This is a genomic window from Fibrella rubiginis (assembly GCF_017353185.1).
GTDB lineage: Bacteria > Bacteroidota > Bacteroidia > Cytophagales > Spirosomataceae > Fibrella > Fibrella rubiginis.
The window spans coordinates 92,292-104,998 of record NZ_JAFMYV010000011.1; the positions used below are offsets into that span (position 1 = coordinate 92,292).

At 54.5% G+C, this 12,707-nt stretch carries 12 protein-coding genes; 4 read left to right on the forward strand and 8 right to left on the reverse strand.

Going from position 1 to position 12,707, the window contains the following annotated elements:
* Positions 1 to 24: 24 nt before the first annotated feature.
* The 4 genes from J2I47_RS20000 to J2I47_RS20015 all read right to left on the reverse strand — a co-directional run bounded on the left by J2I47_RS20000 (position 25) and on the right by J2I47_RS20015 (position 5,767).
* Positions 25 to 2,379, reverse strand: coding sequence for a GumC family protein (locus tag J2I47_RS20000; protein ID WP_207366383.1), 2,355 nt, complete (start codon positions 2,377 to 2,379; stop codon positions 25 to 27).
* A gap of 563 nt (positions 2,380 to 2,942) precedes the next feature.
* Positions 2,943 to 3,716 (reverse strand): sulfite exporter TauE/SafE family protein, encoded by a 774-nt coding sequence (locus J2I47_RS20005; RefSeq protein ID WP_229374810.1) that lies wholly within the window; start codon positions 3,714 to 3,716, stop codon positions 2,943 to 2,945.
* Between the two features lie 10 nt (positions 3,717 to 3,726).
* Positions 3,727 to 5,040, reverse strand: a complete 1,314-nt coding sequence (locus J2I47_RS20010) for an MFS transporter (protein WP_207366384.1) — start codon at positions 5,038 to 5,040, stop codon at positions 3,727 to 3,729.
* Positions 5,041 to 5,101: 61 nt separating this feature from the next.
* On the reverse strand, positions 5,102 to 5,767 hold the full coding sequence (locus tag J2I47_RS20015) for a DNA-3-methyladenine glycosylase (protein ID WP_207366385.1): 666 nt from the start codon (positions 5,765 to 5,767) through the stop codon (positions 5,102 to 5,104).
* 23 nt (positions 5,768 to 5,790) lie between these two features.
* Between J2I47_RS20015 and J2I47_RS20020 the strand changes: the two genes are divergently transcribed.
* Entirely contained in the window at positions 5,791 to 6,162 is a 372-nt protein-coding gene (locus J2I47_RS20020) for a hypothetical protein (protein ID WP_207366386.1), read from the forward strand.
* A gap of 85 nt (positions 6,163 to 6,247) precedes the next feature.
* On the forward strand, positions 6,248 to 6,625 hold the full coding sequence (locus J2I47_RS20025; protein ID WP_207366387.1) for a hypothetical protein: 378 nt from the start codon (positions 6,248 to 6,250) through the stop codon (positions 6,623 to 6,625).
* 99 nt (positions 6,626 to 6,724) lie between these two features.
* Here J2I47_RS20025 and J2I47_RS20030 read toward each other — a convergent pair whose 3' ends face one another.
* Both J2I47_RS20030 and pdxA read right to left on the reverse strand, forming a co-directional pair.
* Entirely contained in the window at positions 6,725 to 7,615 is an 891-nt protein-coding gene (locus J2I47_RS20030) for a YicC/YloC family endoribonuclease (protein ID WP_207366388.1), read from the reverse strand.
* 107 nt (positions 7,616 to 7,722) lie between these two features.
* On the reverse strand, positions 7,723 to 9,639 hold the full coding sequence (gene pdxA, locus J2I47_RS20035) for a 4-hydroxythreonine-4-phosphate dehydrogenase PdxA (protein ID WP_207366389.1): 1,917 nt from the start codon (positions 9,637 to 9,639) through the stop codon (positions 7,723 to 7,725).
* A gap of 158 nt (positions 9,640 to 9,797) precedes the next feature.
* Here pdxA and J2I47_RS20040 point away from each other — a divergent pair, with 158 nt between their 5' ends.
* Together J2I47_RS20040 and J2I47_RS20045 are read left to right on the forward strand one after the other, a co-directional pair.
* The gene (locus J2I47_RS20040) at positions 9,798 to 10,754 is read left to right on the forward strand and encodes a 2-hydroxyacid dehydrogenase (protein WP_207366390.1); all 957 of its coding nucleotides are present in this window, start codon (positions 9,798 to 9,800) and stop codon (positions 10,752 to 10,754) included.
* A gap of 54 nt (positions 10,755 to 10,808) precedes the next feature.
* Positions 10,809 to 11,438 (forward strand): outer membrane beta-barrel protein, encoded by a 630-nt coding sequence (locus J2I47_RS20045; RefSeq protein WP_207366391.1) that lies wholly within the window; start codon positions 10,809 to 10,811, stop codon positions 11,436 to 11,438.
* A 40-nt stretch (positions 11,439 to 11,478) separates the two neighbouring features.
* Here J2I47_RS20045 and J2I47_RS20050 read toward each other — a convergent pair whose 3' ends face one another.
* The gene (locus J2I47_RS20050) at positions 11,479 to 11,862 is read right to left on the reverse strand and encodes a DUF423 domain-containing protein (RefSeq protein WP_207366392.1); all 384 of its coding nucleotides are present in this window, start codon (positions 11,860 to 11,862) and stop codon (positions 11,479 to 11,481) included.
* 107 nt (positions 11,863 to 11,969) lie between these two features.
* Positions 11,970 to 12,632 carry a YggS family pyridoxal phosphate-dependent enzyme gene (locus J2I47_RS20055; protein ID WP_207366393.1) on the reverse strand — a complete coding sequence of 221 codons (663 nt, stop codon included), beginning with the start codon at positions 12,630 to 12,632 and terminating at the stop codon, positions 11,970 to 11,972.
* Positions 12,633 to 12,707 lie beyond the last annotated feature (75 nt).

The window sequence follows — 12,707 nt, forward strand, 5'->3', positions numbered from 1 at the left end:
TAGTAAACAAAAGAGGCACGCTCATTAAGACAGCCAATACTTTCTGGCTTTCCCTGACTTACCGTAATAGGCACTCTTACTTGTGTTGTTGGTGTAGTACGACTCATTGCCACCTACTGCATTCAACACAATATTCAACTTGTTGAACCGCTGTTCACGATTCAACGCGTTTACCATTTTCAGGTAATTTTTGGGGGTCACGTCGTGCCGTACGACAAACAGCGTGGTATCGGCGTAGGGCGCAACAACCTGAGCATCAGACACAAAACCAATTGGCGGCGTGTCGATGATGATGTATTCGAAGCGTTTCCGCAGATCGGCAATCAGTTCGCCCAGGCGGGGGCTGCTAAGCAACTCGGCGGGGTTGTAGTCGTCGCTGATGGTGCCGCTGCTGATGATCGAGTAGTTAGCCTGACCCGGCATAGGCATCAGCACCTCATCCAGCGTAGCCTCGCCAGCCAGGTAGTTGCTCATGCCTACCGTGTTGTCTACCTGGAAGGCCGTGTGCAGCTTCGACAACCGCAGGTCCATTTCCAGGATCACCGTTGGCCGGTCAACCAGCGCCAGTGAGGCACCCAGGTTAAGCGACACAAACGTTTTGCCCTCGCCGCTGATGCTCGACGTAACCAGCACTACCTGGCTTTCGGTTGAATTAGTGCCACGCAAAAACTGGAGGTTAGCCCGCAACGACCGGATCTGTTCAGCAATCATGGTGCGGCTTTTGGCAGTGATCACCAGCGGCTTGCGCTCCTGATTGCGGCTGATTTCGCCCAGAATGGGAATCTGCGTCGTTTCTTCAATTTCGTTGCGGTTTTTCACCCGGGTATTCATCAGGTCACGCCCGGCGATGGCACCCATTGGCAGCAGAAAACCAATCAGGCCAAAGAGCATATACATCATTGGTTTCACGGGCTTCACCGGTGTGCCACTGCTTTTGGCTTCGTCTACGGTGCGGCTGTCGGAAATGGCGGCGGCAAAAGCCACAGCTGTTTCTTCGCGCTTCTGCAGGAGATACGTGTACAGATTGCTTTGAATAGCCTGCTGACGCGAGATGTCCATCAGGGCACGCTCCTGCTCAGGAATAGACCGGATTTTACCTTCTATCTCGCTGTTCTTGGCTGCATACCCCTGCTTTGATGATGTCAGCATCGACTTCATAGTCGACACCGTTTCGCTGATGTTATTTTTCGTTTTCCTGATCTGTGCATCCAGTGCCTGCAAAGCCGGACTGCCATCGTTCATGGTACGAGCCGTTTCCTCACGCTTGTTCTCCAGGTCCGACATCTTTGAGATCTGGTTCAACAGCGTAGGATCGTTCAAACCGACCGTAGCGGGTGTGCCTCCCCGGTTTTCGGGTTGGCTGTTGATGTAGCGCTGCACGTCGTTGAGGGCAGCCAACTGAATGTTTACCTCGTTCAGTTTGGCGTCATTCTCTTTCGATGATAGCAGGAAAGTCTGCGCCTGTGAGCTCAGATCGGTGATACCCCGGCTGGTTTTGTACGATTCTACTTTCCGTTCAACCCCCGACAGCTCACTGCCAACCGCACTCAAACGCTCCTGAATAAACTTGATCGTGTTGCGGGCTACTTTATTTTTATCAATGATAGCTGCCTCGTTGTATTCGCGAATCACTTCGTTCAGGATAGCCTCTCCTTTAGCCGGAACGGCATCTTCGAGCGTCAACACCACCACCGACGACGTCTTGCTGGTAGGTTCGGCTTTCAGGCGTTCGGCATAGCCCTGCGCCATGTCATCCACTTTTGCTACCTGTACGGTTACTACCGGCGTTCTGGCCGACACTGTGTCTTTAGCGTTGACGCGCAACGAGCCAAATGGCGTTTCTACCAGTTGATTGGTTGGGTACGACTGCCCGTTGATGCTAACCGTTTTGGCGTTGGCAAACGTCAGCGTAAGGGGTTTTTCGTATAAGGCTGGGGTGGCTTTTTCTACCACCAGCTGAGCAGGCGATTCAGGACCAAACACTTCGCGCTTTCCGTATTTCACCTGGACGAAATACTGTTTGTCGAGGTGAAGTTTATTGACCACCCGCGTCATGAGCGTAGATGACTTGAGAATCTCGATCTCGTTTTCAACCACCTTCTTGGGCGATGTCACCTGCAATTCGCGGAGCATGCTGCCCTGATCACTACCTTTCTTCTCATCCATGATGAGCAGGCTGGCCTGAGAGCGGTAGGTAGGTTGCTTATAAAGTAGATACACATAAGCACCAGCCAGGCCTAATGCCACCGATAGCACGAACCAGGGCCATTGGCGCAAATAGCGCATCAGTACAGGCCGCACACTGGGTGATTCGGCTTCAACAATCTGATACGACTGATTGGGCTGATGAGGTGTGGGAAACGAAACGTCGTTAGTCATAACGGCACGTGAGTATGGAAAAAAGTCAATAGTCGAGTTGCAATCCTGCAACGCTCTATCTACTCTGTCAATTGAGTAGACGTAGCATTGTATACGCGAATGTAACAATTTTAGATTGGCTCAAGTCCGGCTTTTATGTAAAACCTATGGTATGGCCAACCGTGAAAAGTACAAACTTCATCTTTCGTATAGAGTAAACTGTAACAGGCCGAAAAACGCTCGATCTTTTCCAAAAAATAGCTTAAAACTGTTTAAATGGCCTTTTTAACGTTGTAACGTTTAATTTACAAAATACGGAAAACGGGTATTATATCATTCCAGAGTACTATTTTATCTAATATGGGCCAAATAGGTGATAGGTGTAGTTATAAAATATGATAAATAAGTACAATCGGGACGGATTGTGATTTTAAATGATAATTAATGACATATGTACAGTTTATCCATAGTCGATAATCTCGGTATAATCCAAATTTGCGACGTAGACTTCCTATTCAGTCTACAGATTACGTGATATTGATTGGGTAATACCTCCATCACCTTTTTATTAAGCGGTAGGTGAGCTAGTTACGCCAAACATCGTAGGAAAAGCGCAGGATAGTGGCGGCAATCACGCAAAGGAAAAATACACGGATAAACCCATTGCCCCGCAATAGCGCCAACCGAACACCTAGTGTAGCCCCAGACAGGTTGGCCACAGCCATAGGCAAGGCAACGGCGTAGAGAATATGCCCATTTGACGCAAAAAAGAGCAGGCTCGCCAGGTTTGTAGCTACGTTTACCCACTTGGCGTGGGCAGAGGCCCGCAGAAAATCGAAACCCAGCCAACCCACAAAACCCAGTACCAGAAAGCTGCCCGTACCCGGTCCAAAAAAGCCATCGTAGAACCCCAGGACCCCACCCAGCGCCAGCATACGCGTGCGCAACTGTCTGTCTGTTAATTGAATAACTACCTGCTGACCAAAATTGCGGTTCAACAGTGTATAGATAAACACACCGATCAGAATCAACAGCGCCAGCGGCTTCATGAATACATTGGGCACGCGGGTGAGCGTGAATGACCCCGCGGCGGAGGCTAAAAATGCAACGGCTGCCATGGGCCACAGCTGCTTCCATTGTACCACCACCCGGCGGGTATATTGCACGGCACCTACCAGTGTTCCCGCCAAGCTGGGAAATTTGGAGGTGCCCAGTAGCGTAGGCAGCGGGTAGGTGGGCAGGTTAATGAGCAAAGCCGGGGTTTGTATCAGTCCCCCCCCACCCACAATGGAGTCGATGAAACCGGCCAGGAAAGAACACGCGCAAATGGTAAGCAGAGTAGACAGGTCAGGCATCATCTGGGCGAAATTAGGCAGCCTGAGCCGTTTTTCGCGTTGTGATCAGGATCCACACCAGTCCAAGGCCTGCGGCGGCAGCTGTGCAAAGGCCAATGGTGGGGGCCGTGATGTACTGCTGTGCGTGGCCCGATACAAAGGCGCCAATGATGTCTGACAGATTGACGAAAGCCATGTAGGTTGTGAACTGCGACCCTTCCACATCGCGTCGGCAGAGGGCCATCAGGATCGGGATAGCCATCATGCTCAGGCTGGGGTCGAGCATGTTCCAGACCACCGCCACCGCCGATGCTACCCGGTGGTCGGTCCAGTAGGGAGCAGCCAGACTGAAGGTGAGCAGGATCAGAAAATTCATTCCCATGATCCACGGCAACAGCCGCTTAGCCCCGTACCGGTCGGCTGCCCAGCCCCCCAGTAGCAGAATAGCCACCACGATCAGGATACCATAGCTGCCCGTTAGCTGCGAGAGTTCGGTGGGGTCCCAGTTCAGTTGCTGCACCAGGTGAATATTGTAGGCCCGGATAAAGGCGTTCTGGCAGGAATACAACAGCAGGATGGGCAGGAACCAGCGCAGGCTTTCGCGCGCAAAAAGCCCCCGAAACAGTTCGCTGAAAAGCCAGCGGAGGCTGTGCTCATGCTGCTCCTGTCTGGTGGTGACCAACTGCCTGCCAACGGGCAACAGTGTATGCTGGGGTTGCTCACGAATGAAAAAGGTAATGACGGTAAGCGTCAGCAAAAAAGCTGACTGAACCAGCACGGCCACGTGAAATCCGTGGAGCTTCAGCACCACAGCCAGCCCCGCCGCACCAAGCGCCGTGCCGGCCAGAAAGCCGCCCCGCATAAACGCGTTGATTCGCCCGCGCTCCTGATCGGGGATGGTGGAAATGGCCATGGCGTCTACGCTCGCATCCTGCACCGAAGCCACCGTGCTGTGGATCAAAAACGTCAGACCCAATAAATACACGTTGCTGAGCGGATCGCTGATGGTGAGCATACCAAGTGAAGCCACCACGGCCAGCAGTTGCGCGCCAAGTACCCAGGGCCGTCGACGCCCCATTGGGCTACTCTGGTACTTGTCGATAAACGGCCCCCAGATAAACTGGAACGACCACGGCAGGCCCTGCATGGCCACAAATGTACCTACCCGGTCAGACGAAATACCCGCGTCGGCAATGTAGTTGGCCAGCGCCGTTGTGGCGAAGCCTGCCGGAACGCCCTGCATGACATAGAGGTAGAAAAACGTAACAAACCGTAAAGGTCGGTTTTGGCTCAGCACCAGCGGAAAGCGCGGTGACCGAACCGGAACGGCAGAAAGTGACGGGTCCATGAACAGATAAACTACCCCGGTCAGCCAATGGCCCGTCCGTCAGATAAAAAATGCGCCAAAGCTATTTTTTGCTGACAAAGCGGTTGCCCTTTATATAATACCGATACGGTAACTCAACGCCCTGCGTAATACCAATGCGGGTGGTTGTCACCAGCTCAAAATCGACCAGCACGGGCGGACTTATGTGCGTCGGCCCCGTTACCAGCGACGAGAAATTATCGGCCTGCCGGCTGATTCCCAGCGAGATAACCAGCTTACCCGGTCCGTTGCAGAGGTTACGAAAGCCATCGGCAGTGGTGGGATCAATGGTGTTTTGGCGGTAGCGTTCAAAACCTGTTTTGAAGGCTTCGTTGCGGCGCAGGGCCATTAATTCGGTGCCGTCGGTAGGCTCCAGGGCGCGAATAAGCACCGCCTCGCCCACGCCTTCGGGGCCGGTGACGACGTTGATGCAATTGTAATGGTTGTAGATTTGGTAAACGTAGAGTGTCCCCGCCGGACCAAACATGGCCGCGTTGCGGGTGGTGGCGCGGCGGTAGGCATGGCAGGCCGGGTCGCCGGTAATGTAGCCTTCGGTTTCGACAATGATGCCCGCCGCGCGACCTTCCGGGGTTTCGTGCACCAGTTCACAGCCCAGCAGCAGTTGCGCCAGCGTCAGGGTATCATGTTTTTCGTAGAAGTCGAGGGGCAGGCGGTCATTGGTCAACCGTACAGTTTGTTTAGGCGTCATAGAGACTATTAACCTTAAAAAGCATGAAAATGATACTGACATTGTTGCTTGCCGCTACCATTGGCCCGCTCGCGGCCACGCCGAAACCCAAACCCGATTTTGTGAATAAACCCGCCCTGCTGGTGGTGGAAGTGTGTGGCCGGGGGTGCTACCAGTATGTGCTGAAACTGCCCAAACCAGCTCCAAACGCCGTTTTGTACCCCACCAACCTGTCCGACGATATGCAGCAGCAGGCCCTGAATTTTGGCATGAACAACCCGGCCGGTTTGCCCGTCCTGTTCAGCGGGAAGTTGATGAAGCAGAAGACCCAGGTTAAAAAACCCGGCGCTGCCGACGTGCCTGAAGCCCATTATCAGGCCCAGAACGTGCAGATCACGGCCATTAAAAGGCAATGAAAGAAACGGCAGGTTGGGGAAATAACCGTATTTTCCAACCACTCGACTTATCCGAGAGTCTTTGTTGTACCAACCAGCTAGCCGTATGAAAACGATAATCAGTCTCCTTGCCGCCGTAGCCCTCCTTGCCCGTTGCGCTACTCCCGACGTGACGCCCAGTTTAACCAGCCAATCGGCAAAACTAAGGGTTGAGGTGTGTTCACGGGGTTGCTATCAGTATGTGCTCGCTCTGCCCACCACCGCCGCCGATTCAGTCTTATACCCCATCAACCTGACAGAGGCAATGCAGAAGCAGGCGTTTGACTATGGGGCTACCAATCGCGATGGCCTGCCGGTTCTGTTCAGCGGCGAACTGCTGGCCGACAAAACACAGATCAGCCATCCCGGCCCGACCGACGTACCGATGGACGCTTACAAGGCCCGGAATGTGCGGTTAACGAGCATTATGGTGCAGTTGAAATAGGTAAGGCCGCCAGCTACAGAAAACAAACGTGTCAGCTCAGCAATGGTGCACCATTGCTGAGCTGACACGTTTGTTTTATCCTACTGTTTCTCAAAAAGCCTAGATCACGTTCATGGTCTGCTCTTTAATCTTCTCCAGTTCGTCTTTCATCTGCACCACAAACCGCTGCACGGTGGCGTCATTGGCTTTGGAGCCGATGGTGTTGATCTCGCGGCCAATTTCCTGGGCAATGAAGTTCAGTTTCTTTCCGTTTGCCTCCGCCGATTCCAGCACTTCCATGAAGTAGCCCAGGTGGTTCTTCAGCCGCACTTTTTCTTCCGAGATGTCCAGTTTTTCCACGTAATAGACTAGCTCCTGCTCAAACCGGTTACGGTCGAAATCTTCGTTGCCAAGCAGTTCCGTCACGCCAGCGCGCATCCGTTCACGCACGGCGGGAATACGTTCGGCATCCTGCGTCTCCACGTCGGCGAGGCGGGCGGTGATGTTTTGAATGTATTCAGTAAGCTTGCTTTCCAGCGAAGCACCCTCCTGCCGCCGAAACTCCTGGCAACCAGCAATGGCCTGGTTGATAGCCTCCTGTACAGCGGCCCAGTCTTCCTGCGCGGTGTCTGTTTGGCTGTTGCTTTCGCTCAGATACGCATTGGGCATGCCAAGGGCCATTTTAAAAATCGTTTCTGCCGACACAACCATCCCTGACTCAGTTGCACTCTGGTCAAGATCCCGAATGTAGGCCTGAATCAACGGCCGGTTCACGGTCACGGTGGGGCGCACGTCGGCGGTGCGGGTTACGCTCAGGTTGAACTCAACTTTGCCGCGCTCCAGGCGTTGCGTCAGCAGGTTACGCACCTCGATTTCACGGTCGGAAAACCCGCGTGGCAGGCGACAGAAAATGTCTAAAAACTTGGAATTCAGTGTTTTTACTTCAGCGGTGGCCGACAGGCCGTTCGCCTCAACTGTTGCCGTGCCGAAGCCGGTCATTGATGTTAGCATAAAAGAGAGTCGATAGTCGATAGTCGTCAGTCGATAGTCAAGAGTCGGCTTCTGCAAGCCTATTTGTGCGGAAGCCGACTCTTGGCTATCGACTGACGACTATCGACTTATTTTTTAAGTGCGTTTGCGGCTAGTTCCTGGTATTCTTTGCGGCGACGGGCCACGTCGACGGCGGTATAGATGGCCTGAATCATGGATGTTTCGTCGGCAAGGCCTTTACCGGCAATATCGTAGGCGGTGCCGTGGTCGGGCGAGGTACGCACAATGGGTAACCCCGCCGTGAAGTTGACGCCCTCTTCAAAGGCAATGGCTTTGAACGGAATCAGGCCCTGATCGTGGTACATGGCCAGTACGGCGTCGTATTTCCGGTAAGAGCGCGTGCCAAAGAAACCGTCGGCGGGGAAAGGGCCGTAGAGCAGTTCGCCTTTCTTGCGCATCTCATTGATCAGGGGAGTGATGATGTCTTTTTCTTCGTGACCTATCAGCCCGTTTTCGCCCGCGTGGGGGTTTAGTCCCAGTACCGCAATCTTCGGCCGGCCAATGCCAAAATCCTGCTTCAGCGACTGAAACATGAAATCGAGTTTGGTTTGAATAGCCGGTTTGGTGATGTACTGCCGCACTTTACCCAACGGCACATGGCCTGTAACCACCCCGATTTTAAGGTTTTCGCTGACCATAAACATCAGGTCGTCGGGTACACCAAAGGCGTTGGCCAGGTATTCGGTATGCCCCGGAAACGTAAACGCTGCCGACTGAATATTATGCTTGTTGATGGGTGCTGTTACAATGGCGTGCAGGTGTCCGGCTTTCAGATCCTCTACAGCCCGGTTCAGGCAGGCCAACGCAGCGGCACCGGCTTCGGGGGTTACCTTACCCGGCTGAATATCAATTGGCTGTGGTGTTGCGGCTGGTGTTGGCGTGGGTGCAGCCGTTGAAACAGGTTCGTTTTCGGCAACAGCGTCTGCTGGCTTATCTGGCTCAGCTGCCTCCACAGCCTCCGTTTCTGGTGCGGTTGTTTCGGTAGCCGCAACAGGTTCAGCCACAGCCGCGGGGGCTGTCTTAGCAGCCACAACGGGTACCGGAACGGGAATTGTTTCGCTGAAGCAAGTGATCACATTGGTGTGCTTATGGCTCGCCTGCGACGCCTGCTGAATGCCGTTGAGCGTCCAGTCTTTCATGTTCAGCAGGTTCCGGTACCGGTTCAGCACGCGCATAGACCCGTAGATGATGGGCGTACAGATACGCAGCAACTGGTTGTTTTGCAGGGCTTTAAGAATCACCTCAGGCCCTACGCCATTGTAGTCGCCAAGGGTAATGCCGATCACCAGCCGCTCCTGCTCCGACAAGGCAGGCAGGGGCGCAGGGGTCATGCGGGCAGGCTCGTCGTCATACTGCTCAAACACCGAACCGCCCTGCACCCGGCCAAGCGGCCGACCGTCAGCGGGGTCGATGTCATCGTCTTTGTCGATATAGAAATCAGGCGAGGCCACGCGCACGGGACGTTCCGGAGCCGAACGTTCGTTCCGGTTGTCGCGCTGACGATCAGCGAATTGCCGGTCACGGTCGCGGTTACGTTCTTGTCCGCCACGTTCGTTACGGCCATCGCGCTGCCGGTCAGCCGGTGGCCGATCCTGACCACCACGCTCACCTTGCGGCTGGCGGGGTTCGCGGGGCGGGCGTTCCTGCCGTTCAGCGTTGTCGCGGGGCGGGCGGTCACCACGCTCAGTATTGTCACGAGGTGGACGATCTGGCCGGGCGGCGTTATCACGGGGCGGGCGGGGAGCCGGAGCGATGAGGGCATCGGCTAAACCGTCTACGTTGTCAGTGGCTTCGGCGCTTCCACCATCGGCCCGTTCGGCCTGTGGCTGCCGGTCGCGGTTACGGTCGCGGCCCCGGTTTCGGTTACGATTGCGGTTTCGCCCACTGCCCGTCCGCTCGCCTCCGGGCCGTTCTTCCCTATTCTCAGCACGCTTGTCGGGGCCATCACCGCCCGGACGGCTTGTTGGGTTTGTTTGTTCTTCCATTACCTGTATTGCGCAACAACCACGCGGGTGGGGCTGGCTGCGGGTGCAAAACCAGTGGATAGAATAGCGCTTGTGGCCATTCCTGAATTCTGGCAATGCGGCTTGGTTATTACGTATCGATTCTTCTACTTGTCGTTGCAAGTTACAAACTTCCACCCATGCACACGCCGCCAGCCGCTATTCTGATTGCTGATGAAATGCACCCCTCGCTCTTCGCCATGCTCGACAAAGCGGGGTTTACATACACCTACCAGCCCACTATTGACCGGGCGGGCTTGCTGAGCACTCTCGCCCCCTACGAAGGCCTGATTATTCGCAGCAAAACCACCGTAGATGCGCAAATGCTGGCCGCCGCCCCCAACCTACACTACATTGGCCGGGCCGGGGCCGGGCTCGACCTGATCGACATGGAGGCCGCCGACAGCCGGGGCATTCGGGTGTTTCACGCGGGCACCGGCAACCGCGACGCCGTAGCTGAACATGTGCTGGGTATGTTGCTGGCCCTGTTTAACAACATTGTGAAAGCCGACCGTGAAGTGCGGCAGGGCGTTTGGGACCGTGAAGGCAACCGGGGCATCGAGCTGATGGGCAAAACCGTGGGTCTGTTTGGCTACGGCAACAACGGGCAGGCCACCGCCCGCCGCCTAAGTGGTTTTGGTTGCCGGGTGCTGGCCTACGACAAGTTTCGCACCAACTATTCCGATTCATACGCTCAGGAATCCACCGTAGCCCAGATCATGGCCGAAGCCGATGTGCTCAGCCTCCATATACCCCTTACCGACGATACGCGGCAGTGGATCAACCCCGATTTTGTGGCACAGATGGGCAACCCATTTTTTCTGGTCAATGCTTCCCGGGGTGAGGTGGTTTCGCTGTCGGCGGTGGTGGCAGGACTGCAATCGGGTAAGGTACGCGGGGCCTGTCTGGATGTGCAGGAGAATGAGAAGCTCAAGACGCTTACCCCCACTCAGCAGGCCAACTTCGACTACCTCCGCCAGTCGGATCGGGTTATCATGACCCCCCACATCGCCGGCTGGACCCACGAAAGCTATGTTCGCATTAATGAAGTGCTGGTAGAGCAATTAGTAGCTGCTCTACGCTCAATAGATAGTTGATGAGATACATGTCAACTTTGTCGTTACTTGTCAATTCATCTAAACTATCATTTTATGAAGAATGGCATAGTAACCATGGCCTTTTGCGCCTTAAGTCTGGCAGGGTACAGTCAAGCTATGAAAGGCGACCGGCTGGTAGGGGCGCAAGTGGCAAATATCAATTTTCGCTCGGCCAGCGGAGGCGATTTAGTATCCGGGCAGCTATCGCCTACGGTAGGCTGGTTGGTGAGCGACAGGACTGTAGTGGGCATTGGCGTACCTATCTACCTACTAAGCTACACCAGTGGCCCTCAACTCGGCGGTACTAACAGCACGAAGACATCTATTTTTCAGCTTGGCCTGGCACCATTCATCCGGCAATACCTCAACAGTGGCATGACGCGCCCTTACCTCGGCGGTGGACTGACGTATGCTACTACCAGCGTCAGCAGCAAATCAGGCACACAGACATTTAGCGACAGCAACAACAGCGGTATTGGCTATAACCTCAGTCTGGGGGTAGCTTTTTTTCTAAATCGCCATATCAGCCTGGACGTGGCTGGCATGTATAGTGGTGACTTCGATAAGAGTAATCCCGCCATGCTCCTTGGTTCGAGCAATGCCAATATCCTCGGCAGCTTGGGCGGTAACTCGTTCACCCTCGGCGTTGGGTTTAACATTTTCCTGCCGGGGAGAGGGCAGTGAAGGATGGGTAATAGGGCTGACGTAAGGGCAATCACATTCCCTATCCCTTCACCGCCCAAAACAGCAACGCCCAGCCGGCAATCATAAACAGGCCACCAAGGGGTGTGATGGCTCCCAGCCACGTAACGCCAGTTAGGCACAGTACATATAAGGAACCTGAAAAAATGAGCACACCTATAAGGAAGCCGTACCCCGACCAGCCGAGGTATTTTACCGCATCGGGATTATTGGCCAGTTGCTGCATGAGGATACCCACCAGCACCAGTGCCAGCGCGTGGTAGAACTGGTATTTGACTGCCGTTTCGAACGTATCCATCCGGCCCGCTGCCGTGAGTTTGGCCCGCAGCCCATGAGCGCCAAATGCACCAATGGCCACCCCGATAAGGCCCAGCAACGCCCCGGCCTGAAGAAAGAATTTGTACATAAAACGTAGCAATGAGTGGTTAGTGGTAAGTAATGAGTTTGCTTGCGCGAGGGCACTAAACAGGCAGAAGCAAACTCATCACTTACCGCTAACCACTCATCACTAATTTAGTTTCTACTGCCGAAGATAGCACTGCCCACGCGCACCATGGTGCTGCCTTCTTCTAGGGCGATGAGGTAATCGCTGCTCATACCCATCGACAGTTCGCGGAAGGCCACATTAGGTCGCTGAACAGGCTTGAGCGCATCGTAGAGTTGCTTTAGCCCACTGAATTCATACCTGATCTGCGCCTGATCATCGGTGTTGGTGGCGATGCCCATCAGGCCCACAATACGAATATGCTGCAGCGCGTCGAGGGCGGGCGACTGGAGCAGGTCAATGGCCTCTTCGGGCGAAAAACCAAACTTGGTCTCTTCCTGGGCTATGAAGATCTGGAGCAGGCACTCAATGACCCGGGCCTGTTTGCGGGCCTGTTTGTCAATCTCTTCCAGCAATTTCAGGCTGTCGACCGACTCGATCAGGGCCACAAACGGGGCAATGTATTTGACTTTGTTGGTTTGCAGGTGACCAATCTGGTGCCATTGCACATCGGCGGGAAGCAGCGGCTGTTTCTCGGCCATTTCCTGCACCCTGTTTTCACCGAAATGGCGGCATCCGGCAGCATAGGCCTCCTGCAGCAGCGGTATGGGTTTGGTTTTAGTGACGGCAGTCAACGTAGCGCGACCAGCCAGTTGCGCCTCAATGTGGGCAATGGATTCAGAAATGGACATTTGCCGTTTGGGAAGAATGTGGGCAGTAGGGTTTGAGTTATAGGCAGAATGGCGTAGTTTTTCAGCACCAACGGG

Coding starts and splice junctions, on each gene's coding strand:
- J2I47_RS20010 (WP_207366384.1), bottom strand. CDS start 5,040: ATGGACCCGTCACTTTCTGCCGTTCCGGTTCGGTCACCGCGCTTTCCG.
- J2I47_RS20015 (WP_207366385.1), bottom strand. CDS start 5,767: ATGACGCCTAAACAAACTGTACGGTTGACCAATGACCGCCTGCCCCTC.
- J2I47_RS20025 (WP_207366387.1), top strand. CDS start 6,248: ATGAAAACGATAATCAGTCTCCTTGCCGCCGTAGCCCTCCTTGCCCGT.
- J2I47_RS20055 (WP_207366393.1), bottom strand. CDS start 12,632: ATGTCCATTTCTGAATCCATTGCCCACATTGAGGCGCAACTGGCTGGT.
- J2I47_RS20040 (WP_207366390.1), top strand. CDS start 9,798: ATGCACACGCCGCCAGCCGCTATTCTGATTGCTGATGAAATGCACCCC.
- J2I47_RS20000 (WP_207366383.1), bottom strand. CDS start 2,379: ATGACTAACGACGTTTCGTTTCCCACACCTCATCAGCCCAATCAGTCG.
- J2I47_RS20050 (WP_207366392.1), bottom strand. CDS start 11,862: ATGTACAAATTCTTTCTTCAGGCCGGGGCGTTGCTGGGCCTTATCGGG.
- J2I47_RS20045 (WP_207366391.1), top strand. CDS start 10,809: ATGAAGAATGGCATAGTAACCATGGCCTTTTGCGCCTTAAGTCTGGCA.
- J2I47_RS20030 (WP_207366388.1), bottom strand. CDS start 7,615: ATGCTAACATCAATGACCGGCTTCGGCACGGCAACAGTTGAGGCGAAC.
- pdxA (WP_207366389.1), bottom strand. CDS start 9,639: ATGGAAGAACAAACAAACCCAACAAGCCGTCCGGGCGGTGATGGCCCC.
- J2I47_RS20020 (WP_207366386.1), top strand. CDS start 5,791: ATGAAAATGATACTGACATTGTTGCTTGCCGCTACCATTGGCCCGCTC.
- J2I47_RS20005 (WP_229374810.1), bottom strand. CDS start 3,716: ATGATGCCTGACCTGTCTACTCTGCTTACCATTTGCGCGTGTTCTTTC.